Source organism: Micromonospora sp. NPDC004540, assembly GCF_040610095.1.
Taxonomy (GTDB): Bacteria; Actinomycetota; Actinomycetes; order Mycobacteriales; family Micromonosporaceae; genus Micromonospora.
The window spans coordinates 1-24731 of record NZ_JBEXLR010000009.1 but is presented as its reverse complement, the minus strand read 5'-3'; the positions used below and the strand labels follow the sequence as shown (position 1 = coordinate 24731).

General features: G+C 74.1%; 26 protein-coding genes and 1 pseudogene. 17 read left to right on the top strand and 10 right to left on the bottom strand.

The annotated features are described in order from the left end of the window. Positions 1-85 precede the first annotated feature (85 nt). Genes ABZV78_RS05055 through ABZV78_RS05045 form a run of 3 tightly spaced genes read right to left on the bottom strand, consistent with a single transcriptional unit; the run spans position 86 to position 3308 of the window. A complete protein-coding gene (locus tag ABZV78_RS05055) occupies positions 86-1444 on the bottom strand; it encodes a hypothetical protein (protein WP_355635542.1) in 1359 nt (452 codons plus the stop codon). 8 nt (positions 1445-1452) lie between these two features. Beyond that, a complete protein-coding gene (locus tag ABZV78_RS05050) occupies positions 1453-2271 on the bottom strand; it encodes a sugar phosphate isomerase/epimerase family protein (RefSeq protein WP_355635474.1) in 819 nt (272 codons plus the stop codon). Continuing rightward, complete coding sequence (locus tag ABZV78_RS05045; protein WP_355635473.1) at positions 2268-3308, bottom strand: zinc-binding dehydrogenase; 1041 nt, start codon at positions 3306-3308, stop codon at positions 2268-2270. The genes ABZV78_RS05050 and ABZV78_RS05045 overlap by 4 nt, the downstream gene beginning before the upstream one ends. Before the next feature lie 119 nt (positions 3309-3427). On the opposite strand from ABZV78_RS05045, the gene ABZV78_RS05040 reads away from it, so the two are divergent. The 6 genes from ABZV78_RS05040 to ABZV78_RS05015 all read left to right on the top strand — a co-directional run bounded on the left by ABZV78_RS05040 (position 3428) and on the right by ABZV78_RS05015 (position 8908). Then, on the top strand, positions 3428-4819 hold the full coding sequence (locus tag ABZV78_RS05040) for an extracellular solute-binding protein (RefSeq protein WP_355635472.1): 1392 nt from the start codon (positions 3428-3430) through the stop codon (positions 4817-4819). Next, a complete protein-coding gene (locus ABZV78_RS05035) occupies positions 4816-5778 on the top strand; it encodes a sugar ABC transporter permease (RefSeq protein ID WP_355635471.1) in 963 nt (320 codons plus the stop codon). Before ABZV78_RS05040 ends, ABZV78_RS05035 begins: the two co-directional genes overlap by 4 nt. Continuing rightward, the gene (locus ABZV78_RS05030; protein WP_148431877.1) at positions 5778-6644 is read left to right on the top strand and encodes a carbohydrate ABC transporter permease; all 867 of its coding nucleotides are present in this window, start codon (positions 5778-5780) and stop codon (positions 6642-6644) included. The genes ABZV78_RS05035 and ABZV78_RS05030 overlap by 1 nt, the downstream gene beginning before the upstream one ends. Positions 6645-6759: 115 nt before the next feature. Further along, entirely contained in the window at positions 6760-7602 is an 843-nt protein-coding gene (locus tag ABZV78_RS05025) for an alpha/beta hydrolase (protein WP_355635470.1), read from the top strand. Between the two features lie 55 nt (positions 7603-7657). Beyond that, complete coding sequence (locus ABZV78_RS05020; protein WP_355635469.1) at positions 7658-8260, top strand: phosphatase PAP2 family protein; 603 nt, start codon at positions 7658-7660, stop codon at positions 8258-8260. A 42-nt stretch (positions 8261-8302) separates the two neighbouring features. After that, positions 8303-8908, top strand: a complete 606-nt coding sequence (locus ABZV78_RS05015) for a class I SAM-dependent methyltransferase (protein WP_355635468.1) — start codon at positions 8303-8305, stop codon at positions 8906-8908. 31 nt (positions 8909-8939) lie between these two features. On the opposite strand, the gene eccB is transcribed toward ABZV78_RS05015, so the two are convergent. After that, positions 8940-10322 carry a type VII secretion protein EccB gene (eccB, locus tag ABZV78_RS05010; RefSeq protein ID WP_355635467.1) on the bottom strand — a complete coding sequence of 461 codons (1383 nt, stop codon included), beginning with the start codon at positions 10320-10322 and terminating at the stop codon, positions 8940-8942. A gap of 175 nt (positions 10323-10497) precedes the next feature. On the opposite strand from eccB, the gene ABZV78_RS05005 reads away from it, so the two are divergent. The 5 genes from ABZV78_RS05005 to ABZV78_RS04985 all read left to right on the top strand — a co-directional run bounded on the left by ABZV78_RS05005 (position 10498) and on the right by ABZV78_RS04985 (position 14424). Further along, positions 10498-10767 carry a metal-sensitive transcriptional regulator gene (locus tag ABZV78_RS05005; RefSeq protein ID WP_154225993.1) on the top strand — a complete coding sequence of 90 codons (270 nt, stop codon included), beginning with the start codon at positions 10498-10500 and terminating at the stop codon, positions 10765-10767. Between the two features lie 123 nt (positions 10768-10890). Next, on the top strand, positions 10891-12291 hold the full coding sequence (locus ABZV78_RS05000) for an MBL fold metallo-hydrolase (RefSeq protein ID WP_355635466.1): 1401 nt from the start codon (positions 10891-10893) through the stop codon (positions 12289-12291). 90 nt (positions 12292-12381) lie between these two features. Beyond that, positions 12382-12981, top strand: coding sequence for a rhodanese-like domain-containing protein (locus ABZV78_RS04995; protein ID WP_355635465.1), 600 nt, complete (start codon positions 12382-12384; stop codon positions 12979-12981). Further along, on the top strand, positions 12978-13877 hold the full coding sequence (locus tag ABZV78_RS04990; protein ID WP_355635464.1) for a sulfite exporter TauE/SafE family protein: 900 nt from the start codon (positions 12978-12980) through the stop codon (positions 13875-13877). The genes ABZV78_RS04995 and ABZV78_RS04990 overlap by 4 nt, the downstream gene beginning before the upstream one ends. After that, entirely contained in the window at positions 13816-14424 is a 609-nt protein-coding gene (locus ABZV78_RS04985; RefSeq protein ID WP_355635463.1) for a methyltransferase domain-containing protein, read from the top strand. The genes ABZV78_RS04990 and ABZV78_RS04985 overlap by 62 nt, the downstream gene beginning before the upstream one ends. A 51-nt stretch (positions 14425-14475) precedes the next feature. Here ABZV78_RS04985 and ABZV78_RS04980 read toward each other — a convergent pair whose 3' ends face one another. Beyond that, positions 14476-15480 carry a zinc-binding dehydrogenase gene (locus ABZV78_RS04980; RefSeq protein WP_355635541.1) on the bottom strand — a complete coding sequence of 335 codons (1005 nt, stop codon included), beginning with the start codon at positions 15478-15480 and terminating at the stop codon, positions 14476-14478. 205 nt (positions 15481-15685) lie between these two features. On the opposite strand from ABZV78_RS04980, the gene ABZV78_RS04975 reads away from it, so the two are divergent. The 4 genes from ABZV78_RS04975 to ABZV78_RS04960 all read left to right on the top strand — a co-directional run bounded on the left by ABZV78_RS04975 (position 15686) and on the right by ABZV78_RS04960 (position 19543). Continuing rightward, a complete protein-coding gene (locus tag ABZV78_RS04975; protein WP_355635462.1) occupies positions 15686-16399 on the top strand; it encodes a spermidine synthase in 714 nt (237 codons plus the stop codon). 73 nt (positions 16400-16472) lie between these two features. Next, a complete protein-coding gene (locus tag ABZV78_RS04970; protein ID WP_355635461.1) occupies positions 16473-16649 on the top strand; it encodes a hypothetical protein in 177 nt (58 codons plus the stop codon). Between the two features lie 99 nt (positions 16650-16748). Next, a complete protein-coding gene (locus ABZV78_RS04965) occupies positions 16749-18428 on the top strand; it encodes a long-chain-fatty-acid--CoA ligase (RefSeq protein WP_355635460.1) in 1680 nt (559 codons plus the stop codon). Positions 18429-18448: 20 nt separating this feature from the next. After that, positions 18449-19543, top strand: a complete 1095-nt coding sequence (locus ABZV78_RS04960) for a winged helix DNA-binding domain-containing protein (protein WP_355635459.1) — start codon at positions 18449-18451, stop codon at positions 19541-19543. Positions 19544-19603: 60 nt separating this feature from the next. Here ABZV78_RS04960 and ABZV78_RS04955 read toward each other — a convergent pair whose 3' ends face one another. The 3 genes from ABZV78_RS04955 to ABZV78_RS04945 all read right to left on the bottom strand — a co-directional run bounded on the left by ABZV78_RS04955 (position 19604) and on the right by ABZV78_RS04945 (position 21262). Continuing rightward, positions 19604-20404 (bottom strand): aminoglycoside adenylyltransferase domain-containing protein, encoded by an 801-nt coding sequence (locus tag ABZV78_RS04955; RefSeq protein ID WP_355635458.1) that lies wholly within the window; start codon positions 20402-20404, stop codon positions 19604-19606. Positions 20405-20513: 109 nt separating this feature from the next. Continuing rightward, on the bottom strand, positions 20514-20807 hold the full coding sequence (locus tag ABZV78_RS04950) for a hypothetical protein (protein ID WP_355635457.1): 294 nt from the start codon (positions 20805-20807) through the stop codon (positions 20514-20516). A gap of 41 nt (positions 20808-20848) precedes the next feature. Next, on the bottom strand, positions 20849-21262 hold the full coding sequence (locus ABZV78_RS04945) for a nuclear transport factor 2 family protein (RefSeq protein ID WP_355635456.1): 414 nt from the start codon (positions 21260-21262) through the stop codon (positions 20849-20851). 154 nt (positions 21263-21416) lie between these two features. Between ABZV78_RS04945 and ABZV78_RS04940 the strand changes: the two genes are divergently transcribed. Next, entirely contained in the window at positions 21417-22070 is a 654-nt protein-coding gene (locus ABZV78_RS04940) for a class I SAM-dependent methyltransferase (RefSeq protein ID WP_355635455.1), read from the top strand. Positions 22071-22085: 15 nt separating this feature from the next. Here ABZV78_RS04940 and ABZV78_RS04935 read toward each other — a convergent pair whose 3' ends face one another. Both ABZV78_RS04935 and ABZV78_RS04930 read right to left on the bottom strand, forming a co-directional pair. Next, the gene (locus ABZV78_RS04935) at positions 22086-23903 is read right to left on the bottom strand and encodes an acyl-CoA dehydrogenase (protein ID WP_355635454.1); all 1818 of its coding nucleotides are present in this window, start codon (positions 23901-23903) and stop codon (positions 22086-22088) included. A 23-nt stretch (positions 23904-23926) separates the two neighbouring features. Then, positions 23927-24634, bottom strand: a pseudogene (locus tag ABZV78_RS04930) (ATP-binding protein); the annotation flags it as partial. Here ABZV78_RS04930 and ABZV78_RS04925 point away from each other — a divergent pair. Beyond that, positions 24570-24731, top strand: a 162-nt coding sequence (locus ABZV78_RS04925) for a hypothetical protein (RefSeq protein ID WP_355635540.1), incomplete at its 3' end; no start/stop codon positions are given. The pseudogene ABZV78_RS04930 and the gene ABZV78_RS04925 overlap by 65 nt on opposite strands.

The window sequence follows — 24731 nt, the reverse complement described above, 5'->3', positions numbered from 1 at the left end:
TCCCGCCGCCATCGGCGAAGCAGGGATGAGCCCTCAGCCGTGTGGGAGGGCCGCCGGCGTCGCCGCCCACGGCGCCGCCGGCGGCTCAGCCCTCGGCGAGCACGTCCAGCACCAGCGCGGCGGTCCAACTGAACGCCGGCGAGCCGAGCCCGGCCCCGGTGTCCGGGTGGAAGTACTCGTGGCAGCCGGCCCCGTCGACCAGGTCCAGCATGGACCCCCGCAGCCCGGCGGCCAGGTCGCCGCGGCGGTGGCCGCGCAGGCCGCGCCACAGGAGCCAGCTGGTGTTCAGCCAGCTCGGGCCGCGCCAGTAGCGCAGCGGCTCGAAGTCCGGCGCGGTGCGGTCGTGGGTGGGCAGCGGGCGATCCATCCGGGCGGCCAGGCCGAACCGGGGCGAGCACGCCTCCGCGAGCACGGCCCGCACCTGGCGGGGCGGCAGGTCGGGCAGGATCAGCGGCATCAGCCCGAGCACCGTGCGGGCCGGGACGAGCCGGTCGGTCCGCACGTCGCGCGGGCGGAAGGTCCCGGTGACCGGGTCGAAGAGCCGGTCGACCAGGGCCTGCGTGATCCTCACCGCGCGGTCCCGGTGCGGCCCCGGGTCGGCGCCGACCACGCTGGCGATCCGCGCGAGGGCCCGCTCGGAGACCCCGAGCGCCGCGTTGACCAGCGGGCACTCCACCAGGAACGGATGCCGGCCCAGCAGCCCCTCGTCCCGGTAGCCGCCCGCCCGGTAGGAGTCCACGAGCGCGACGTAGCGCGCGTAGTCCAGGTCGGTGGGGCGGTGCGCCGCGTCGGCGTGCGCGGTGTCGTGCCGGCGGTACGCCCGCATCACCGCCTCGTCGGCGGGCACCGCGGCCATCGGGGCGTCCCAGGCGGGGCTGTTGTCCAGGCCGGACTCCCACGGGTGCACGACGGCGGCCAGCCCGCCGCCGCCGACGTCCCGCCGCCCGGTCAGGTAGCGCTGCTGGGCGACCAGCCGCGGGTAGAGCCAGCGCAGCGCCGCGACCGACGTCTCGGAGGGGGCGCGGCGGTGCATCAGCCAGGCGGCCGGGGCGTGCACCGGCGGCTGGACGATCCCCGAGGTGGCCGGCGCCGGGGCGCCGTCGGCCCGGGCCGAATCCCAGAACTCGGGCCCGGGGAAGTACGCGCCGACCCGCAGCGCCGGGTTGAACACGATGTGCGGCACCCGCCCGTCGGCCCACTGCGCAGCGAACAGGGTGCGCAGCTCCCGCCAGGCCCGGTCGGGGCGGGCGTGCGCCAGCCCGACCGCGATGAAGGCCGAGTCCCAGCTCCACTGGTGCGGATAGAGGGTGCGGGACGGGACGGTGTGGTCGTGTTCCCAGTTGGCGTCCAGCGTGGCCAGTGCCAGCCGGCGCAGCCGGGCGGCCCGCTCGGCGTCCGTGCGGCCGGGGTCGCCGGCCCGCACCCCGGCCGTGCCGCCGGGCATGCCCGCGCTCACGCCGCCGCCCGCCGCGGCCGAGCCTGGGCCAGGACGGTGGCGGCCTGGCGCAGGGCGGCGACCGGCTCGCCACGCAGCCGGCACTCCAGCGCCAGCCAGCCGGTGTAGCCGATCTCGTCCAGGGTGGCCAGCAGCGCCCGCCAGTCCAGGTGCCCGGCCCCCGGCTGGTAGCGGTTGGAGTCGCTGACCTGCACGTGCCCCAGGTACGGCGCGGCCGCGCGGAGCGCCGCGCCGGCGTCGTCCTCCTCGATGTTCATGTGGTAGGTGTCGGCGACCACCCGGACCGAGGGCAGGCCGACGGCCCGACACAGGGCGACCGCCTCGTCGAGCCGGTTGACCATGTGGTCCTCGTACCGGTTGAGGGGTTCCAGGAAGAGGGCGACCCCCTCGGCGCGGGCGTGCTCGCCCAGCTCGCCCAGGGCGTCGACCAGCACCTGCCGGTCGCCCTCGGGCGGGCGGGGCGGCTCGAACGGCGGCAGCCGGCGGGAGAACATCCCCCAGGCGGCCGGCGTCATGGCGCCGATCCCGCCGAGCTCGGCGATCACCGAGAGCTGGGAGCGCAGGTTGCGCACCGCGTCCCGGGAGCGCTCGGGGTCGAAGTCGCCGATGAAGTGGTCCATCTCGACGCAGACGGTCGGCATGACCACGCCCTCGGCGCGGGCCCGGCGCAACTCCGGCAGCCGCCGGGCGAGGGCCAGGTCGCCCCGGCCGCGCAGCTCGATGCCCTGGTAGCCGAGGGAGACGGCGAGGGCGTACTTCTCGGACAGGCCGGCGCCGGGGAGCAACTGCTCCTGGCAGGCGAGTGGGATGGTCATGAGAACCTCAGCACGACTTGGAGGACGTCACCGTCACCGCGGTCGAGCAACGCCAGCGCGTCGGCCACCGCGCCCGCGTCGACGACGTGGCTCACCAGCGGCAGCGGGTCGACGCTGCCCTCGGCCACCAGCTCCATGAAGGTGTGGGCGATCCGGGTCCCGGTCCACCGGCCGGCCGTGCCGGGTGCCGGGGTGGGCCCGGAGATCTGGGCCGCCACCAGCTGGATCCGGTTGTGGTGGAACTCCTCGCCGAGTCCCAGCCCGTGGGCGTACCCCTGGTAGAAGCCGGCGGCCACGACGCGGCCGGCGTGGGCGGTGGCGCGGATCGCCTCGTGCAGCGCCGGGTACGACCCGGACAGCTCCAGACAGACGTCCGCGCCGCGGCCGCCGGTGGCCGCGTGCAGCGCGGCGGCGGCGGAGTCGACGGTGGCGTCGACCACCCGGCGGGCGCCGAGTCGGGTGGCGTGCGCGAGCCGGTCCGGCACCCGGTCGACGGCCACCACCCGGGCTCCGGAAAGGACGGCGAGCCGGGTGCCGAGCAGCCCGATGACCCCCTGCCCGAAGACCCCGACCCAGTCGCCGAGGTGCAGGTCGCCGGCGAGCACGGCGGTCAGCGCGATGGCGCCGGGGCGGGCGAAGACGGCGACCAGGGGGTCGAGCCCGGGCGGCAGCGGCGTGACCGCGCCGGACGCCAGCACGGCCTCCGCGCGGTGCCCCCACATGCCCCAGACGACCTGGCCGGGCAGGCGGTCGGCGACGTCGGGAGCGACCTCGACGATCTCGCCGACCTCCTCGTAGCCGAAGCCCACCACCGGGTACGCGGGCGCGGCCTGCCGCGGCACGAACATCCGGGTGGCGTCGTCCCAGTCCTTGCTGAGCCGGGGATTGCTGCCCCGGTAGAGGGTCAGCTCGGTGCCGGCGGAGATGCCGGAGTAGCAGGTGCGGACGCGGACCTGGCCGGGGCCGAGCGGATCCGGGGGGCAGGGCTCCAGGCTCACCCGCCGGGGCCCGGCCAGAGAGACAACCCAGTTGGCCATGGCGTCGCTCCGAGGAAAGTGCCGGAGCCAATTCTAAACCGAAATATTGGTAATTGTCTTGTAAACGATCAATCGAGGGCGTTAAATCCCTGTTGTACCCTTCGAGAGGAGTGCCACCGATGCCATCACCCTCGATGCGGATCCTCGCCTCCACCCTGATCATGGCACTTGCCGGGACATCCCTGCTGGCCTGCGGTGACGACGAGCCGAAATCCGACAGTTCCCAGATAACCGTGTGGAGCCTGGAAGACGTGGCGGACCGGGTGAACGCCACCAAGGCGATCATCGCGGACTACACCGCCAAGACCGGCGTCAAGGTCAACCTGGTCACCGTCAACGAGGACCAGTTCCCCTCCCTCATCGCATCCAGCGCCGCCGCCGGCGACCTGCCCGACGTGGTCGGCTCGGTCTCCCTGGCCGGGGTGCGCACGCTCGCCGGCAACGACCTGCTCGAGCCCGACGCCAACAAGCGGGTCGTCGACAAGCTCGGCCGGGACACGTTCTCCCCGCGCGCCCTCGAACTGACCAGCGAGGACGGCAAGCAGCTCGCGGTCCCCAGCGACGGGTGGGGCCAGCTGCTGGTCTACCGCAAGGACCTGTTCGCCGCGGCGGGCCTGGCCGCCCCCGACACGTACGAGAAGATCGCCGCCGCGGCGGCGAAGCTGAACACCGGCGGCGTCGCCGGCATCACGGCGGCGACCGCTCCCGGCGACGTCTTCACCCAGCAGACCTTCGAGCACCTCGCCCTGGCCAACAACTGCCAGCTCACCGACGACGCCGGCGAGGTCACGCTGGACTCCGCCGAGTGCGTCGAGGCGTTCCGCTTCTACGGCGACCTGATGCGGAACAACTCGGTCAAGGGCGCGCAGGACGTGGACACCACCCGGGCCACCTACTTCGCCGGAAAGGCGGCCATGCTGATCTGGTCGCCGTTCATCCTCGACGAGCTGGCCGGGCTGCGCAACGACGCCAAGCCGACCTGCCCGCAGTGCCAGTCCGACCCGGCGTGGCTGGCGAAGAACAGCGGCTTCGTCACCGCCATCAAGGGGCCGAACGGCGCCGAGCCGGCCCAGTACGGCGAGATCAGCTCCTGGGCGGTGCTCGACGGCGCGAGCGACTCCGCGTCGTCCTTCGTGGAGTACATGCTCTCCGACGGCTACCCGCGCTGGTTCGGCATGTCCCCCGAGGGGCGCTTCCCGGTGCGTACCGGCACCGCGGAGGACAAGCAGAAGTTCCTCACCGCCTGGAACACCAGCCAGGCCGGGGTGGACCGCAAGCAGCCGCTGTCGGCGGTCTACGGCGAGGACGTGCTCGCCACCCTGCGCAAGAGCCCGGACACCTTTCAGCGCTGGGGGCTGACCCAGGGCCAGGGGAAGCTGGTCGGTGCGATCCTCGGCGAGCTGCCGGTGCCCAAGGCGCTCGCCGACGTGATCGGCGGGAAGTCCGACGCCCAGGCCGCCGCCGGGCGGGCGAAGAAGGACGTCGACGCGATCGCCAAGGGCGTGAATTGACCACCACCGCGCCGGAGGCCGGCCGCTCCCCCACCCGGGAGCGGCCGCGCCGGCCCGGCAGACGCCCGCTCACCCTGCGCCGCCGCGAGTCCCGCGCGGGGCTCGCGCTGGTCACCCCGACCCTGCTCGTCGTGGTCGCGGTGATCGGCATCCCCATCGTCTGGACCGTGGTCCTGGCCTTCCAACGGGTACGCCTCGCGACCCTGCGCCGCACCGGCCTCTTCGGCGAGCTGACCCTGGACAACGTCGACCGGGTGCTGCACACCCCCGGCTTCGCCGACACGCTGTGGACCACCGTCGTCTACAGCGCCGGCGGGACCGTCGGCTCGATCCTGGTCGGCCTGGTGGCGGCGCTGGTGGTCCGCCGGCCGTTCCGGGGCCGCACGATCGTCCGCGCGTCCATGCTGCTGCCGTACGTGGCGCCGGTGGTCGCCATGACCTTCGTCTGGCAGGTGATGCTCGACCCGCAGATCGGCTTCGTCAACGACTGGGGCCGGCGGTTCCTCGGCTGGGACGCGCCCGTGCCGTTCCTGTCCCAGGAGTCCACCGCGCTCTGGACGGTCATCGCGTTCGAGGCGTGGCGCTACTTCCCGTTCGCCTTCCTGTTCCTGCTGGCCCGGCTCCAGGCCGTGCCGGCCGAGCTGGAGGAGGCCGCCCGGGTCGACGGGGCCACCCCGACCCAGCGCTTCCGGCACATCCTGCTGCCCCAGCTCATGCCGGTGATCGCGCTGATCGGGGTGCTCCGGTTCATCATGACCTTCAACAAGTTCGACGACGTCTACCTGCTCACCGGCGGCTCGGCCGGCACCGAGGTGGTCAGCGTCCGGGTCTACCAGTTCCTCACCGCGCGGACCGACATCGGCGCGGCGGCGGCGCAGGCGGTCGTGCTGGCCGTGGTGCTGATCGTCTTCGTCGCGATCTACCTGCGCTTCTTCAGCGGCCGACGGGAGGAGGCGTGATGGACCGGGACCGGATCGAGACGGTGAGCCTGCGCTGGCTGCGCCGGCTGGTGATCGCGGGCTTCCTGCTGGTCACCCTGCTGCCGTTCTGGTACATGCTGGTGCTGTCGGTACGCCCCATCGAGCGGCTGCTGCTCGACCCCGGCTCGCTGCTCGTGCCGTTCGGCGAGCTGACCGTCGCCACCTACGCCGAGGTGCTCAAGTCCGTCGAGGACGGCGGGCAGGGCTTCCTCGCCTTCATCCGCAACAGCGGCATCGTGGCCCTGGCGGCCACCGCGCTCACCCTGGTGATCGCCATCCCCGGCGCGTACGCGGTGTCCCGGCTGCGGTTCTTCGGCCGGCGGCAGGTCAGCGCGCTGTTCCTGGCGGTCTACCTGTTCCCGTCGATCGTCATCGCGATCCCGCTCTTCGTGGTCTTCACCCGCGCCGGGCTGCGGGGGTCGCTGGTCGGGCTGGTGCTGGTCTACATCTCGCAGACCCTGCCGGTCTCGGTCTACATGCTGAAGAACTACTTCGAGACGATCCCGGTCAGCCTGGAGGAGTCCGCGGCCATCGACGGGGCCGGCCGGCTCGGCATCATCCGCCGGGTCAGCCTGCCGCTCGCCGCGCCGTCGGTGATGGCGGTCGCCCTCTACGACTTCATGATCGCCTGGAACGAGTTCCTCTTCGCGCTGCTCTTCCTGGTCGACCGGCCCAACCGGTGGACCGTCTCGCTGGGCCTGTCGCTGCTCTCCGACGGCGTCGAGGTGCCGAAGACGGTGCTGATGGCCGGCTCGGTGATCCTCACGCTGCCGATCGTGATCCTCTTCTTCGCCAGCGAGCGGCTGCTCACCGAGGGCCTGACGAGCGGCGCGGAGAAGGGCTGATCCGCCGCTGCCAGGTGCCGGGAGCTCCCACCGGGCACCTGGCAGCGGCGCATCTCGGCACGAGATGCCCGATTCGTGGGTTACTGTCGCTTCGGTCATCGGGGATCGGGGTGGGATGCCAGACGCACGCGAGACACTCAAGGTCCCCCGGGCCGGGCACCTGCTGCACGTCGAGGTGAGCGGCAGCACGGGGGTGCCGCTGGTGCTGATGCACGGCTTCCCCGACAACCTCGGCCTCTACGACGAACTGATGCCGCACCTCGGCGATCGGCGGGTCGTCCGCTTCGACTTCCTGGGCTGGGGCCGCTCCGACAAGCCCGCGGGCTACCCGTACTCCGCGGACAACATGACCGGAGACCTCGCGGCGGTGATCGACCACCTCGGGCTGCGGCGGGTCGTGCTGGTGGCCCACGACGCGTCCGGGCCGCCGGCGATCGACTGGGCCCTGCTCTACCCGCACCGGGTTTCCGCGTTGGTGCTGCTCAACACCTACTACCACCAGACGGCGTCGCTGCGCCGACCACCGGTCATCGCGCTGTACTCGACGCCGTTGCTGCGCATCGCGGCCCGGAAGCTGGCGGGCCGCGGGTCGGAGCTCGCTCGACGCCTCTACACCTGGCAGGTGGGCAGGTTCATCCGCGACGACCGCCGCCGGGGCCCGGTGGTGGAGCGCCTGTGCGACGACTTCGTCGCGGTCCAGCCGGCGTTCTGGCGGCTCAACGACGACCTGCTCGGCACCGTCCTGACGCGCCGGCGCCGGATACCCGACCTGCGCCGGTTCGGCCCGCCGGTGCGGGTGATCTTCGGTGTCGAGGACCGTTCCCTCAACCCCCGGGTCGCGCGCCGCTTCGCGCAGCTCTTCCCCCGCGCGGACCTGCACCTGCTGCCGAACGCGGGCCACTTCGTGCAGGTCGACCAGCCGGAGCGGACCGCCCAGCTCGTCCTGACCGCCGGTTGACCGCCACGCTGCCCGCAGTTGACCTTGGGCAGGCGGCGGGACCAGGATGACCCGGGTGCGGGCGGCTGAGGAACGGACGGTCGGCGGGCGGCTGGCCCGGCTGGTCACCGAGGTGCTCGCACCGGGCGTCCTGGTGACCGCCCTGCCGCTGGTGGCGGCCGCCCGGGTCAGCCGCTCCCCGCAGCAGTTCCTGCTCTGGGGCGGCACGGCGTTGCTGTTCTGCGCGGTGGTCCCGGTCGGCGTGATCGTCCACGGGGTACGCCGCGGCCGGCTCACCGACCGGCACGTCGGCGACCGTACCCAGCGGGCCCGACCCCTGCTGACCGGCCTGGCCTCGGTGGCGGTCGGGACGGCCCTGCTGGCCGGGCTGCGCGCCCCCGCCGAACTGTTCGCCGTGATCGTGGTGATCTTCGTGGTCGGCGCCGCCTGCACCCTGGTCAACCACTGGTGGAAGCTGAGCATCCACGCCGCGGTCGCGGCCGCCACCATGGCGGTCCTGGTGCTGCTGTTCGGCCCCGCGCTGCACGTCGGCTGGCTGCTGGTGGCCGCGGTCGGCTGGTCCCGGGTGGTGCTGCGGGACCACACCTGGCCGCAGGTGGTGGCCGGCGCCGTCACCGGCGCCCCGCTCGCCGCCGGAGCCTTCCTGGCCCTCGGCTGAGGTTCCGCGGACCGCTCGCACAAGATCAGCTACGGTGGCGGCATGGGCAAGCCGACCCGCTGGGTGACCGAGACCAATCCGGGACACTCGCAGTGGTACATCGACCGGTTCCGCCGCCTCGCCGCCGAAGGGGCGGACCTGGCCGGCGAGGCCCGGCTGCTGGACGCGCTCGTCCCGCCGGGCGCGCGGATCCTGGACGCCGGCTGCGGCACCGGCCGGGTGGCCGCCGCGCTGGCCGCCCGGGGCCACACCGTGGTGGGCGCGGACGCCGATCCGGCGCTCATCGACGCCGCCCGCGCCGACCACCCCGGCCCGCGCTTCCTGGTCGCCGATCTGGCCGAGCTGGACCTGGCCGGGCAGGGCGAGCCGGAGCCGTTCGACGCGGCCGTGGTGGCCGGCAACGTGATGGTGTTCGTCGCCCCCGGCACCGAGCGCGCGGTGCTGACCCGGATCGCCGCGCACGTCCGGCCGGACGGCCGGGTGGTGGTCGGCTTCGGCACCGACCGCGGCTACCCGGTCACCGAGCTGGACGCCGACGCGGTGGCCGCCGGGCTCCGCCTCGAACACCGCTTCGCCACCTGGGACCTGCGCCCCTGGCACGACGACGCGGAGTTCGCGGTGACCGTGTTCCGCAAGCCGGCCTCCTGATCCCGCCCGGCACCGCGCCCGCAATGCGGGGTCAGGCCGGGGCGGCGACCGTGCGGGCGGCGGCCGGGTCGAGCGGGCTGCCGGCCGGCACCAGGCTGACCAGGCCCGCCGGCAGCCGGACCGGACGCACACCGGAGTAGCCGAGCATGCCGAGCACGTCGGCGCCGGCCAGCACGTGGCGCCGGCCGAGGTCGGTGACGACGCAGACCGCCCCGCCGGTGGCGCCGGGCGCCGCCACCGACTCCACCAGCGCGCCCCGCCCCGGTTCCACCAGCACCTGGTCCGCCAGCCCACCCCGGCCGGCCGGCGTTCGCGCGGCGGCGGAGAGATCCGGCGGGACGACGCCGAGCCGGACCTCGCGTGCGCCGGTGTCGTCGTCGGCCCGGGCGCAGAGCGCGCCGCCCTCCGTCGTGGCCAGCGCGGGCGGGACGGCGGGCGGGGCGGTCGGCCCGGTGGGCACCAGGTCGGGAAGCTTCGGCAGGGCGGCGAACCGGCCGAGGGTGATCGGTTCCGGGTCGCCCTGGCCGGTGCGGGCGAGCAGCAGGGCGGCCTGCAACTCGGTGATGCCGGCCAGCCCGGCCCGCCCGGCCACCGCGTACTGCCGGCCGCCGCCGGAGTTGCGGACCAGGTAGACGTCGCCGACGGTCGCGCCGGTGACCCCCTCGGAGGGGGCGCCGAGGTCGCGCAGCGCGGGCGGGGCCAGGTCGGCGCCGGCCGGCACGGTGTGCAGCAGCGCCGGGGCCACCGGCACGGCCCGTTCCCGGGTGGCGGCCAGCGCGGCGAGCACCCGGTCGGTGTCGCGGAGCAGGTAGCGCCGCTCGTGCCAGAGCAGGTGCAGGCTGCCGTCCGGGTCGCGCAGCAGCAGGCCCTGGTCGCCGAGGGGCCGGCCGCCCGTGGCGTCCCGGCCGATCAGCAGCGCCGAGCGGGCCTCAACGCGGCCCGCCTCGGCGGCGGCGACCGAGCAGACCGTCCACGCCCCGTGGACGAGCCGCCCCGGCGCGGGCAGCGAGTCGGGTGCGTCGGCGATGCCGAGCGGCAGGCCGCGCGGCACCCCCTCGTTGGAGCGGCGGGAGACCAGCACGGTCTTCGGCCGCTCCGCCCCGATGATCAGCAGCGCCGAGGCGTAGTTGAGCACCGGGTGCAGCTTCTCCTCCCGGTAGACGAACCGTGCCCCGGACTCCTTCTCCACGATCACCGCGTCCGGGTCGCGCCAGGCGCTGCCGCCGCCGGCGAACAGGCCGTAGAGGGCGACCCCGCCGAGCGCGATCACCGCGACCAGCACGCTGGCCAGGCCCGCGCCGGCCAGCCGGCGGAACGGCGACTGCGCGGGGTCGGTCTCGCGCATCACCAGCGCGGCGACGGCCCGCTGGACGGTGAACTGGTAGGAGTGGAGCTGGTCCTGCCGGGACGGCATCGGATCCCTTCCGAGAACGATCGTCGGCGCACAGGATAAGCGCTCCGTCGATCCCCCGGGGACCCTCCGTGTCCGGCCGGCGCCTCAGCCGCCCGACCGGCGGGTCGGAGTGGTTCCGGGGACGTGGTGGCGGACCGGGTACCCCCCGGGGTATGTTGGCTCCAGGAGGTGCACGGTGAAGCTTCAACCCGAGATGACCAGCGAGGCGCTGACCCGGCTCAAGCGAGCCCGAGGCCAGCTCAACGCCGTCATCGAAATGATGGAGAACGGCGAGGACTGCCGGGCCGCCCTGACCCAGCTCGCGGCCGTGTCCAAGGCCATCGACCGGGCCGGCTTCAAGATCATCGCGTCCGGCATGCGGCACTGCGGCACCGCCCGGGACCGGGGCGAGGAGCCGGAGATGACCGAGGAGGAGCTGGAGAAGCTCTTCCTCGCCCTGGCCTGACCGAGGAATTCACCGCCCTCGCCGCGTGATCGCGGCGAGGGCGGGTAACCCACGCCCGTGACCCGGGCCGGAGTCTGTCTCCCACATACCCCCCGGGGTATATGGGAAAAGGAAGGAGAACGCATGTCAGTCGAGGTGTCCGTCATCGCGACGTCCTCGCTCGGCGACCGCAGCTACCTGGCCTCCGACGGTCAGGTGGCGATCGTGGTCGACCCGCAGCGCGACATCGACCGGATCCTGTACCTCGCCGGGGCCAAGGGGGTGCGAATCACCCATGTGGTGGAGACGCACATCCACAACGACTACGTCTCCGGCGGCCTGGAACTCGCCCGGATCACCGGCGCCCGGTATCTGGTGGCCGCCGCCGACGAGGTCGACTTCGACCGGATGCCGGTCGCCGACGGCGACACGATGCCCGTTTCCGACAACCTGCGGCTCCGCGTGGTCGCCACCCCCGGCCACACCTTCCACCACCTGTCGTACGTCCTCGACGAGGCCACCGACGGCGGCTGGCAGCCGGCGGGCGTCTTCACCGGCGGCTCGCTGCTGTTCGGCACCACCGGACGCACCGACCTGCTCGGCCAGGAGCACGCCCACGAGCTGGCCCACCACCAGCACGCCTCGGCGCGGCGGCTGGCCGACCTGCTGCCCGACGGGGCCCAGGTGTGGCCCACGCACGGCTTCGGCAGCTTCTGCTCGGCCAGCCAGGCCGACGCCCCCGACTCGACCATCGGGCGGGAGAAGCAGGCGAACGAGGTGCTGCGGCTGGCCGCGGACGAGTTCGTCACCCAGACCCTCGCCGGCCTGGACGCCTACCCGGCGTACTACGCCCACATGGGCGTGGCGAACCAGGCCGGGCCCGCGCCGCTGGACCTCACCCCGGTAACCCGGGCCGACGCGGCTCAGCTCCGCGACCGGATCGCCGCCGGGGAGTGGGTGGTGGATCTGCGGCACCGCAAGGCGTACGCGGCCTCGCACCTGGCCGGCACGGTCAGTCTCGGGCTGGACGGCCCCATGTCGACCTGGCTGGGTTGGCTGATCGAGTGGGGCACGCCGATCACGCTGCTGGCCGAAACGCCGGAGCAGGTCGCCGACGCCCAGCGGGAACTGGTCCGGATCGGCATCGACCGGCCCGCCGCCCAGGCCACCGGAGCGGCCGAGCGGTGGACCACCGAGCCCGGGCAGCTCCGTGAGCTGCGGATGGCCGACTTCCCGGCCCTCGCCGCGGCCCGCACCGGGAACACGCCGGCCGGCCTGCCCGCCCCGGACGTCGTCCTCGACGTGCGGATGACCAACGAGTGGCGCGCCGGCCGCGTCGAGGGCGCCGTGCACATCCCGCTGCCCGACCTGCCCAAGCGGCTCGCCGACGTGCCGGTGGGCGCGGTCTGGGTGCACTGCGGCTCCGGCTACCGGGCCACCGCCGCCGCGTCGCTGCTGGCCAACGCCGGTCGCGAGGTTGTCGTCATCGACGACAGGTTCGACCGGGCCGAGGCGGCGGGCGTCGCCATGGCCGACAACGCCTGACCCGTATCCGAGTACCGGCCGGCGCCACCGCGCGCCGGCCGGCGCCCCACCCTGCCGCCGCCACAGCGGTTCGTCCCAGAACGAGGAGAAATGAGCACTTCCGAGACCACCGGCCCGGCCACCCTCGACGCCACCTCCCTGCGGGAACTGATCGACTCCGGGCGCGCCCCCCGACTGCTCGACGTCCGCACCCCGGCCGAGTTCGAGACCGTGCACATCCCCGGCGCCTACAACGTCCCGCTGGACCTGCTCAAGGAGCACCGCGAGGAGCTGCGCAACCACCTCGACGTGGACGTGGTGCTGATCTGCCGCTCGGGCGCCCGCGCCAACCAGGCGGAGCAGGCACTGGCCGGGGTCGGCCTGCCGAACCTGAAGGTGCTCGACGGCGGCATGCTCGCCTGGCAGGCGGCCGACGCGCCGACGAAGCAGGGCGCGGCCCGCTGGGACCTGGAGCGTCAGGTCCGCCTGGTGGCCGGTTCGATCGTCCTGCTCAGCGTCGTCGGCTCGGTGTTCGTCCCGGGCCTCAAGTGGGTCGCCGCGTTCATCGGCGCCGGCCTCACCTTCGCCGCGGTGACCAACACCTGCGCGATGGGCATGCTGCTCAGCAAGCTGCCGTACAACCGGGGCGCCGGCTGCGACCTCGACACCGTCGTCGGCCAGTTGCGCGAGAGCAACGGGGAGCGGGCATGACCGCTCCCCTGCTGCTCACCCTCGGCCTGGCCGTGCTGATCGGGGTGAGCCTCGGGCTGCTCGGCGGCGGCGGGTCGATCCTCGCCGTTCCGCTGCTGGTGTACGTCGCCGACCTGCCGGCCAAGGAGGCGATCGCCACCTCCCTGCTCGTCGTGGGCGCCACCAGCGCCGTCGGCGTGCTGCCGCACGCCCGCGCCGGACGGGTCCGCTGGCGTACCGGGCTGATCTTCGGCCTCGCCGGCATGACCGGCGCGTACGCCGGCGGCCGGCTCGCGGAGTTCGTCCCGGCCGCAGTCCTGCTCACCGGCTTCGCGGTGATGATGCTGGCCACCGCGATTGCGATGATCCGAGGCCGGCGCGCCACCGAGGGCCGGCCGGTGCCGCACGAGCTGCCGGTGTTCCGGGTGATCCTCGACGGGATCGTCGTCGGGCTGGTCACCGGCCTGGTCGGCGCGGGCGGCGGCTTCCTGGTGGTGCCCGCCCTGGCCCTGCTCGGCGGCCTGCCGATGCCGGTCGCCGTCGGCACCTCCCTGGTGGTCATCGCGATGAAGTCCTTCGCCGGCCTGGCCGGCTACCTCTCCAGCGTGACCATCAACTGGGGCCTCGCACTCGCGGTCACCGCCGCCGCCATCGTCGGCAGCGTCCTCGGCGGTCGCCTCGCCGGGAAGATCCCCGCGGACGTCCTGCGCAGGTCGTTCGGTTGGTTCGTGGTGGTGATGGGCATCTTCGTCCTCGCCCAGCAGCTGTCCCCGCTCGCGGGACTCACCCTGGGAGGGCTCGCCGCAGCCGGTACGGTCACCATGGCGGTGCGGGGCCGCCGGAGAAGGAGACACAGTGGACAGCAGCGCCTGGGACAGCCGGTACGCGAGCACGCCGGGTCTGGTGTGGAGCGCTGACCCGAACCGCTTCGTGGTCGAGTCCGTCACCGGGCTCACCCCCGGCGCCGCGCTGGACCTCGCCGCGGGTGAGGGACGCAACGCGGTCTGGCTGGCCGAGCAGGGCTGGCGGGTCACCGCGGTGGACTTCTCGCCGGTCGCCGTGGGCCGGGGGCGCGAACTGGCCGCCGGGCGCGGCGTCGAGGTCGAGTGGCGGGTCGCCGACGTCACCGCGTACCGACCGGTGCCGGGCAGCTACGACCTGGTGCTGATCAGCTACCTCCACCTGGCCGCCGACGACCTCGCCCGGGTGCTGGCCGCGGCCAAGCAGGCGCTGCGCCCCGGCGGCAGCCTCGTGGTGATCGGCCACGACCTGGCGAACCTGACCGGAGGCACCGGCGGGCCGCAGGACCCGACCGTCCTGCTCACCCCGGAGGCGGTGGTCGACGGCCTGGCCGGGCTGCACATCCGGCGCGCCGAAACCGCCCGCCGCCCGGTGGCCACCAGCGACGGCGGCACCGTCGACGCGCTCGACACGGTCGTCGTGGCCACCCGGCCGGTCGACTGACCGGCCCGGCCGGCACACTCCGGCCGACGTCAGGCGGGTACGGCGCCCGACTCACGGGCACAGGACGAGCCGGATCGGGTTGCCCTCCTTGGCCTGCACCCGGCGCACCGCCTCCGGCGCGTTCACCAGCGGCAGCACGTCGCTGACCGACGCGGACAGGTCGAGCCGGCCCAGCCCGGTGAGCGTCACCAACTGCCCGACGTGCTCGGCCTCGGAGCCGTAGTGGCCGAGCACCGCCTGCCGGTTGTAGCTGAACCGGCTGTCCGACGGGATGCTGATCGGCTGGTTGGCGATGCCGGCGAGCACCAGCCGGCCGTGCCGGCCGAGCACGGTCATGGCCTGCTCGCGGACCGCGTTGACGCCGGCGAAGTCGAACGCCACGTCGAGCCCCCGAGTGCCGACCAGTTCGAGCACGGCGTCCTTGAAGCCGCCGTCCGCCGGGTCGAGAGCCACGTCCGCGCCGAGGGCGACCGCCCGGTCCCGGGCCGCCGGCAGCGGATCCACGGCGATCACCGGGGCCGCGCCGACGAGCAGCAGCAACTGCACCGCGTGCGCGCCGAGGCCACCGACGCCCCACACCGCGACCGCCTCCGCCGGCCGGACCCGGGCCGTCTCGGTCACCGCCGCCCAGGGCGTGGAGACCGCGTCGGGGATGATGCAGGCCTGCTCGAACGGGAGCAGGTCCGGGACGGGGACCAGGGTGTCCTCGCGGGCCAGGGCGTACTCGGCCCAGCCGCCGTCGTAGTCGACGCCGCGGGTGAGCACGAGGCCGAAACGGTCCCGCTCCCCCGCCTGGAGCAGCACCCGCTGGCCCGGCTGCCAGTCCCGCACCCCCTCACCGAGCACGTCCACCGTGCCCGCGACCTCGTGACCGAGGGTCACCACGTCCCCGCCGAGGTACAGCGGGGTCAGGGTGCCGTCGATCAGGTGCACGTCCGACAGGCACACCCCGGCCGCGGCCACCCGGATCCGGACCTCGCCGCGCCCCGGCTCGGGCACCGGCACCGATTCCATCCGCAGCGCCCGCTCGGCCACGTGCAGCCGTCCGGCCAGCATCTCCGCCACGCTCGCTCCCCTCTCCGGCCTCCTCGACCGGTGACGGCTCCAGGTCGACGCACGCCGAGCTGGAGTCGTCGTGGCGTACCCGCCGCCGGCCCGCCGATGCCACCGGGCCGGGAAAAACGGCCACGCGGCCCATATCCTCGGGCCGCCGGGCGACCGGCCGGTAGCATCCGGTCACGGACCGGCGGAGAGGACACCCGTGGGCGCACGCTTCGAGGAACTGGCCTGGCGGGAGACGCCGATCGGCGAGATCAGCCTGCGCCGGCGCCGCGACCCGTCACTCGACGTCGACGTGTACGAGGTGAAGCTCGACGACGAGTTCCTCATGTCCAGCCTCTTCCCGGTCGCGGAGATCGAACTCGCCCGGCTCGGGCTGGCCCCGCTGGCCGGCGGGCCCCTGGACGTGGTGGTGGGCGGGCTGGGCCTCGGCTACACCGCGCGCACCGCGCTGGAGGATTCCCGGGTGCGCTCGCTGCTGGTGGTCGAGGCCATCGAGGACGTGATCGACTGGCACCGCCGGGACCTGCTGCCCTTCGCCGCCGGGCTGGCCGCCGACCCGCGTACCCGGTTCGTCCGGACGGACTTCTTCGCGGCCGTGGCGAGCGGCGCCGGGTTCGATCCGGAGGCGCCGGGGCGCCGGTTCCACGCGGTGCTGCTCGACGTCGACCACTCCCCGCGGCAGGTGCTGCACCCCAGCCACGCCGACTTCTACACGGTCGACGGGCTGCGCCGGCTCGCCGCGCTGCTGCACCCCGACGGGGTGTTCGCGCTCTGGTCGAACGACCCGCCCGACCAGGCGTTCCAGCGGACGCTGACCGAGGTGTTCCCGACCTCGGTGGCGCACGTCGTCCGCTTCCCCAACCCGTTGCAGGGCCGGGAGGCCGCGAACACCGTGTACGTGGCCCGGCACTGAGCCGCGGCCGGGCGGGCATGGCGGGCGTCGGAGCGGGAAAGCGGGCGGCCCACCGTACTCCCGGGAGGGTGCCATGCGGTCGTTGCTCTGGATCGTCGGCGTCGTGGCCGGCGTGCTCATCCTGCTCGGGTTGCTCCTGGAAGCGGCCCGCTGGCTGCTCATCATCGGCGCCATCGCGGTGGTCGTCCTCATCGTGCTGGCCTTCGCGCGCGGCCGCCGGGTCGTGCAGCGCGGCGCCCCACGCCGCTGACCGCTGCCGTGTGACGAACTCAGCGAGTTACTCCGCCGTAAGTTACCGGGTGGTTAAGTTAGGCTGAGGGCCGTCATCCGGCAGCGAGGAGAGACGGCGATGGACGCGACCGCGCAGCGGCCCTGGACACGCAGCTACGCCCCCGGTGTACCGGCCGAGATCGCGGAACCGGCCGGCTCGCTGGTGGACCTGCTCACCGACGCCGCCCGCCGGTTCGGCTCCCGGGTCGCGCTGGACTTCTACGGCGCCACCACCACCTACGCCGACCTGGCCGACCAGGTGGCCCGCGCGGCCGAGGCGCTGCGCCGGCTCGGCGTCGGCCCCGGCGACCGGGTCGCCCTGGTGCTGCCGAACTGCCCGCAGCACGTGGTCGCCTTCTACGCGGTGCTGCGCCTCGGCGCGGTGGTGGTCGAGCACAACCCGCTCTACACGGCCGACGAGCTGGCCCACCAGCTCACCGACCACGGCGCCCGGGTGGCGGTGGTCTGGGACAAGGTGGCGCCGCTGGTCACCGGGCGGGGCGCGGTGCGGACGGTGGTGGCCGTCGACCTGACCGGGGCGCTGCCCCCGCTCAAGCGCTGGGCGCTGCGGCTGCCGCTGCCCAAGGTCCGCGCCGCCCGGGCCGCGATGACCGCCCCGGCCCCCGGCGCGCTCTCCTGGTCCGCACTGGTCGCCGACGCCGCCCCGGTGGCCGCCGACCACCCCGCGCCCCGGCCCGCGGACGTCGCGCTGCTCCAGTACACCGGCGGCACCACCGGCGTCCCGAAGGGCGCCGTGCTGACCCACCGCAACCTGCGGGCCAACGCCGCGCAGGGCCGCGCCTGGGTGCCCGGCCTGCGCGACGGCGCGGAGACGGTGTACGCCGTGCTGCCGCTGTTCCACGCGTACGGGCTGACCCTCTGCCTGACCTTCGCGGTGAGCATCGGGGCCACCCTGGTGCTCTTCCCCCGGTTCGACCTCGACCAGGTGCTCGACGCGGCGCGCCGCCGCCCGCCGACCTTCCTGCCCGCCGTCCCGCCGATCTACGCGCGCCTCGCCACCGCCGCCCGGGAACGCGGTGTCGACCTCACCTCCGTCCGCTACGCCATCTCCGGCGCCATGGCGCTCCCGCCGGCCACCGTGCAGCTGTGGGAGTCGGTGACCGGCGGCCTGCTCGTCGAGGGCTACGGGATGACCGAGACGTCCCCGATCACCCTGGGCAACCCGGTCGCACCGACCCGCCGGCCGGGCACCGTGGGGGTGCCGTTCCCCTCCACCGAGGTGCGCCTCGTCGACCCGGAGGACCCGACCCGGGACCGCGCCCCCGGCGAGGCCGGCGAGCTGCTGGTCCGCGGCCCCCAGGTGTTCGCCGGCTACTGGAACCGCCCCGACGAGACGGCCCGGGTGCTGCTGCCCGGCGGCTGGCTGCGTACCGGGGACGTGGTCACCATGGACGCCGACGGCTTCGTCACGGTGGTCGACCGGATCAAGGAGCTGATCATCACGGGCGGGTTCAACGTCTACCCGTCCGAGGTGGAGGAGGCGCTGCGCCGCATCCCCGGCGTCCGCGAGGCCGCCGCGGTGGGCCTGCCGGCCGCGGACGGCGAGGAGGTGGTGGCCGCCGTGGTGCTGGACCCGGGGGTGGGCGCCGACTGCGATTCGGTCCGCGCCGCCTGCCGGCAGCACCTCGCCGGCTACAAGGTGCCCCGCCGGGTGGTGGTGGTCGACGACCTGCCCCGCTCGCAGATCGGCAAGGTCCTCCGCCGCGAGGTCCGCGACCGCCTGCTCGCCGAGGGCTGACCGCTACGTAGGGTGGGAGCGTGGTCGACGGTCGCCAGGTGATGAACTTCCGCGTCCGGGCGCAGCAGCTCGACCGGGCCGAGGGCACGCTCGCGGACACCGCCGTGCTCGACATCGGCGTGCAGGACACCGGCCCGGACGGTGGCCGGTGGGCCCTGGCCGTGCGCGGGGTCGACGTGGCAACGCTGTCCGACGAGGATCTGGTCCTGCTCTGGACGGTGCGCGGCGCGCCCCACCTCTACCGCCGTGCCGACGTGGCGGAGGCGGCCGCCGCGGTCGAGCCGTTCTCCGACGCCGACGCGGGCAAGCGCATCTACGACGCCGCCAAGCCGTTGAAGGCGGCCGGCATCGGCAACCTGGCCGCGCTCGACGAGGTGGCCGCCCAGATGCGCGCCGTCGTCCGCGAGCCGACCGTCAAGGGAGATGTCTCCGGCCGCCTGGCCGAGGTGCTGCCCGAGCCGTACCTACGGTTCTGCCGACCGTGCAACGCCACCCACCTGTACGAGATGCCGTTCCGGCTGGCCGCCGTGCGGGCCGGGCTGGAGCTGCAACTCGACACGTCGCCGCCGGTCCTGCAGCGCATCACCGGCTTCGCGAAGGCGGCCGCGCCGGGCGACCGGTTCGACCTCATCCGCGCCTACCTCCGGCTGCTCGGGCCGGCCACCCCCAAGCACGTCGCCGGCTACCTCGACGCCCCGGTCAAGGAGGTGAAGGCACACTGGCCGGAGGATGTCGTCGAGGTGACGGTCGACGGCGAAACGCGCTCGCTCCTGGCCGCCGACGCCCCGGCGCTGGAGTCGGCCGGCGCCCCGGCCACCCGCCTGCTCGGCCCGTTCGACCTGCTGTTGCAGGCCAAGGACCGGGAAACCCTGGTGCCGGACCCGGCCCGGGCCAAGGAGTTGTGGCCGGTGCTGGGGCGGCCCGGCGCCGTCCTGGTCGACGGTGAACTGGTCGGCAGCTGGCGTCCCCGCAGGTCGGGCAAGGCGTTGAAGCCCGTCGTCCAGCCCTGGCGAAAGCTGTCCGACGCCCGGCGCAGGGCGATCGTCGAGCAGGCTGAACGGCTCGCCGCGTACCGTGGCGTCTCCCTCGCCGGAGTCGAGTTCGCCGAGCTCTGAGCCGGCCGCTCCGCCGCGAGGGTCCGCGACCGCCTGCTCGCGAACGACCGACCACCGCTTCTACGACCGGCAGGTCTCGGACGGGGCCGGGCTGCCGCGCTCCGAGGCCAGGATGGCGGCACTGAGCTCGGTCACGAACTCCCGGACGTCGTCGGCCCGGCCCGGGTCGGTGTCCTGGCCGGAGTGGTACCACCAGTCGCGGGCCCAGCCGATGAGGTCCGCCCATCGGGGACGGTCGGCGACGGTCCGGTCGGCGGCCCGCCGCTTGGACAGCTGCCGGCCGTGCTGGAGGCGCTGCCAGGCCCGGCAGAGGGTGAGCACGGCGTAGGACTGGGCTCCGGGGTTGTTCATCCCGGTCACCCAGGTCGGCCAGTCGCGGACGTGGTCCAGCAGAGCCGAGCGGACGAGGTCGGCGTCGACGGCCGGCAGCAGCGCGTCGGCGGGTGGTCCCAGCAGGCTACGGCCGTGGTCGTGGACGGTGGACCAGGTCACGATGCGGTGCGTGGTGGCGGGGAGCAGGTGCAGCGCTTCGCCGGGGCTGACCCGGGCGACGACATGGTCGTGGCCGATGCGGCCGCGCGCCGCGTCGCGCACGGCGTTCAGTGACACGTACTCCACCTCGATCCTGCCGGCCCACCGCGGGTGCCGCCGGTCGAGGTCGGCGTGCAGTCCGGCGAGCACGTGGAGGAGACGCTCGTCCGGGTCGGTGTCGAGCACCGCGAGCAGATCGAGATCGCTGCGGTCCGCCGCGAAGTCGCCGGCGGTCAGCGAGCCGTGCACGTAGAGCCCCAGGAGCCGGCCGGCCAGCGCGGCACGCCAGGCGTCACGAAGATCGGACAGAACCAGCTCGGGCGGCGTCACCGCGTCATCCTGCACGGCGCGCCGCCGGCCCCGCCACCGGGTAACGCGAGCCTCCCTGCCCCGGTGGTTCGACCCCGCCGCCGCCCGAGTTCGCCGGTGGGAAAGGGGTTCAGCCGAGACCGCGGTGCGCGGCCCACAGCGCGCCGGCGCGGCTGGCGGCCTCGTCGACCAGGGCCACCAGCTCGGGCCGGTCGGGCACGGGGAACGAGACGTAGGTGCCGCGGCCGCCGGCGGTCGGCCGGCCGTAGGCCTTCGCCGCGAGGCGTCCGTCCGGCAGGAGCCGGACGTTGAGCGTGGTCAGCGTGAACTCCGCACCGCGTCGGGTGTCGGTCCAGCGGAGCCCCTCGGGGATCGTGACGTTGATGGCCAGGGCGCTGACCTCGAGGGGGACGTCGCTGCTCATGGACGCATGCTCGCACGGGAATCGGCGGCCACTCGCGGCGCTCACCACCGCTCCACGAGGTGTGCGCGACCCGGCGGGGGATCGTACGGCTCGGGCCAGTAGTCGACGATCCGGCTGATCAGTCCACGGTCGGACACCTCGAGCCAGACACACGCGTCCTGCTGCTCGACGCCCACCCGGACGTCGAGCCACAGGGCAGCCAGCCGGCCGTCCGCGACCAGCCGCCGCACCCGCAGGTGCCAGTCACCGGGATATTCGACGTTGAACTGCAGGAAGGCATCCCTGCCGCGGATGCGCTCCCGGGTCTGCGGCATCTCGTAGACCACGTCGTCGGTGAGCAGGCCGGCCACGCCGGGCCAGTCGCGGCGTTCCAGACGATCGACGTAGTCCTGGGCAGTCTGCCGGGTCACGGCGGTGTCGCTCACAGCGCGGACCCTACGGTCCGGCACCGACATCCTCGGGCGACCGCCGCCACACCGGCCATCGCTGACGTTTGCCGAATCAGCAAGAAACGTTGTCGGCGACCTGAGCGGTCAGGATGCTGGTGGGCATGGACGTCAACGGGTCCAACGACCTGACCGCCGCGGAGCACCGGAAGGACGCCGCCGCATGAGTGGACACGGACACCAGCTCACCGAGGAGGAGGCGGCCGCCATGTTCGAGCCGCCGGCCTGGGAGGAGCGGTACTCCGGCCCGGAGAAGATCTGGAGCGGGAACCCCAATCCGCAGCTCGTCGCCGAGGTGGCCGGGCTGGTGCCGGGCACCGCGCTCGACGTCGGCTGCGGCGAGGGCGGCGACGTGATCTGGCTGGCCCGCCAGGGCTGGACGGTCACCGGCGCCGACTTCTCCGCCAACGGCCTGGCCCGCGCCGCCCGGCACGCCGAGCAGGCCGGGGTCGCCGACCGCACCGACTGGTGGCAGGTCGACGCCCGGACCTTCGCGGCGGACGGCCGGTCCTACGACCTGGTCACCAGCCACTTCCTGCACCCGCCGGACGGCGGGATGGTGGCGGTGACCCGCCGCCTGGCCGACGCCGTCGCGCCCGGCGGGCGCCTGCTCGTCGTCGGCCACGCGCCGTCCGAGGTCTTCACCCACCTGACCGCGAGCCAGCGCCGGGCCATGTTCGTCGCCGAGGAACTGCTGCCCGCGCTGCCGGACGACTTCGAGGCCCTCGTGGTCGAGCAGCGGCCGCGGACGATGACCCGCGACGGCGTGACGGTCGACGTCCACGACTCGACGCTGCTCGCCCGCCGCAGGTCCTAGGGCGTCCGCCGCCGGTCAGAACCAGGTCTCCCGGGTGTCCAGGGTGGTCCGGTCCAGGCTTTCGAGCAGGTCGAACTGCGGGCCGGTCCGGGGCAGCTCGTACCGGAAGAAGTACCGGGCGGCCTGCCGCTTCCCGGCCAGGAAGTCGGCGTCCGGGCCGTCCGGGCTGCCCAGCGCCTCGACGGCGAGCAGCTGCTCCAGCCACATCCAGGCGATCACCACATGCCCGACCGCCTCCAGGTAGACGCTGGCGTTGGCCAGGGCCAGCTCCGGGTCGCCGGCGCCGTGCAGCCGCCGGGTGACCATGGCGATCCGGTCGACCGCCGCGCCGAGGCGGCCGGCCAGCTCGGCCGCCTCGCCCTCGGCCTTCCAGGCCCGGGTCACGGTGGCCCGGATGGTCTCCAGCAGCAGTTCCAGGCCGGCGCCGTCGCGCATGGTGACCTTGCGACCGAGCAGGTCCAGCGCCTGGATGCCGTGGGTGCCCTCGTGGATCGGGTTGAGCCGGTTGTCGCGCCAGTGCTGCTCGACGTCGTAGTCGCGGGTGTAGCCGTACCCGCCGTGCACCTGGATGGCCAGGTCGTTGGCGGCCAGGCACCACTGCGACGGCCAGCTCTTGGCGATCGGGGTGAGCAGGTCCAGCAGCAGGTGCGCGCGGCGGCGGTCGGCCTCGGCCGGGGCGGTCTTCTCCTCGTCGAGCAGCCGGCCGCAGTAGAGGATCAGGGCGAGCGCGCCCTCCACGTAGCTCTTCTGCGCCAGCAGCATCCGGCGGACGTCGGCGTGTGCCACGATCGGCACCTGCGGGGCCGTGGGGTCCTTGTCGGCGGCCGGCCGGCCCTGCGGGCGCTGCCGGGCGTACGCCACGGACTTCAGGTAGCCGGTGTAGCCGAGCGCGGTGGCGCCGGCGCCCACGCCGATGCGCGCCTCGTTCATCATGTGGAACATCTGCGCCAACCCCTGGTGCGGCTCCCCCACCAGGTAGCCGACCGCCCCGGGCCGCCCGTACGGGCGGTGCACGCCCTCGCCAAAGTTGAGCAGCGTGTTGGTGGTGCCCCGGTAGCCGAGCTTGTGGTTGAGCCCGACCAGCACCACGTCGTTGCGGGGGCCGAGCGCGCCGTCGGGGCCGAGGAGCACCTTCGGCACGATGAACAGCGAGATGCCCTTCACCCCGGGCGGCCCGCCGGGGATCCGGGCGAGAACCAGGTGGACGATGTTCTCGGCCAGGTCGTGCTCCCCGCCGGAGATCCACATCTTGGTGCCGACCAGCCGGTACGTCCCGTCGTCCTGCGGCACGGCCCGGGTGGTGATGTCCGCCAGGGAGCTGCCGGCCTGCGGCTCGGAGAGGCACATGGTGCCGAAGAACCGCCCCTGCGCCATCGGCCGGACCCAGGTGTCGATCTGCTCGGCGCTGCCGTGGGCGAGCAGCAGGTTGGCGTTGCCGAGGGTGAGGAACGGGTAGGCGGCGGTGGCCACGTTGGCGGCCTGGAACCAGGCGAAGCAGGCGGCGGCCACGGCGTGCGGCAGCTGCATGCCGCCGACCGACTCGTCCATGGTGGCGGCCAGCAGGCCGGTGCCGGCGAACACGTCCAGGGCGGCCTTGACCTGCGGGATCGTGCGGACCCGCTGCCCGTCGAAGCTCGGTTCGGTGGCGTCGGCGGCCCGGTTGTGGGGCGCGAACTGCTCGGCGGCGACCTGTGCGGCGAGGTCCAGCACCGCGTCGAAGGTCTCCCGCGAGTGCTCGGCGTAGCGGGGCCGCTCGGTCAGCCGGCTGACGTCCAGCCAGTCGTGGAGCAGGAACGCCAGATCGCGACGGGACAGCAGGGTGGACGACGACACGGGACTCCCTCCGTCGACCGTCGTCAGCCGCGGCGCAGCCCGGCGACGGCCTCTCGGAGGTCATCCTGACTGATCGGGGCGGGCGGCGCACCCTCGGTCGCCTCCCGGAGCGCCTTGGCGAGTTGCACCCGCCGCAGCACCTCCCGCAGGTCGGCGCCGGTGAGCCCGGGGGTGGCCGCGGCCAGCGCGGCCGCGTCGACGTCGGCGGCGAACATCCGGAAGCCGGGCCGCTCGTGCCGGTCGATCAGCTCCCGGATCATCTTGGCGAGGATCTCCGCGCGGCCGGCCTCGTCCGGCGCCGGAATGGCGATCTTGAGGTCGAAGCGGCCGGAGCGGGTCAGCGAGGCGTCCACCCGCTGCGGGAAGTTGGTGGTGGCCACCACGATGACATCCGGGTTCTCCTCGAACAGGGTGTTCATCTCCTGCTTGAAGATGCCGGCCACCGCGTTGACCGCCTGGCTGGCCGCGTCGCCGCCGGCGCCGGCGTAGCTGATGATGCTGTCGAACTCGTCGAAGAGCATGACGGTGGGCCGTCGGTAGCGGCGCGCCTCCCGGAAGATCCGCTTGATGTTGCGCTCGGAGCCGCCGAGGAACTTGTCGAGGATCTCCGGGGTGCGGATCTCCACGAAGTCCGCGCCGATCTCGTTGGCCAGGGCCCGGGCCAGCATGGTCTTGCCGGTGCCCGGCGGGCCGTACAGCAGGATGCCCTGCGGCCGGCGGGCGCCCCAGCGGGTGCTGGCCCGGGTCCGCGCGGCGGTCACCGCTGCGGGCCTCTGGGCCGAGCTGGGCACCGACTGGCTGCTCCTCGACTGCGAGCTGCTGCCGTGG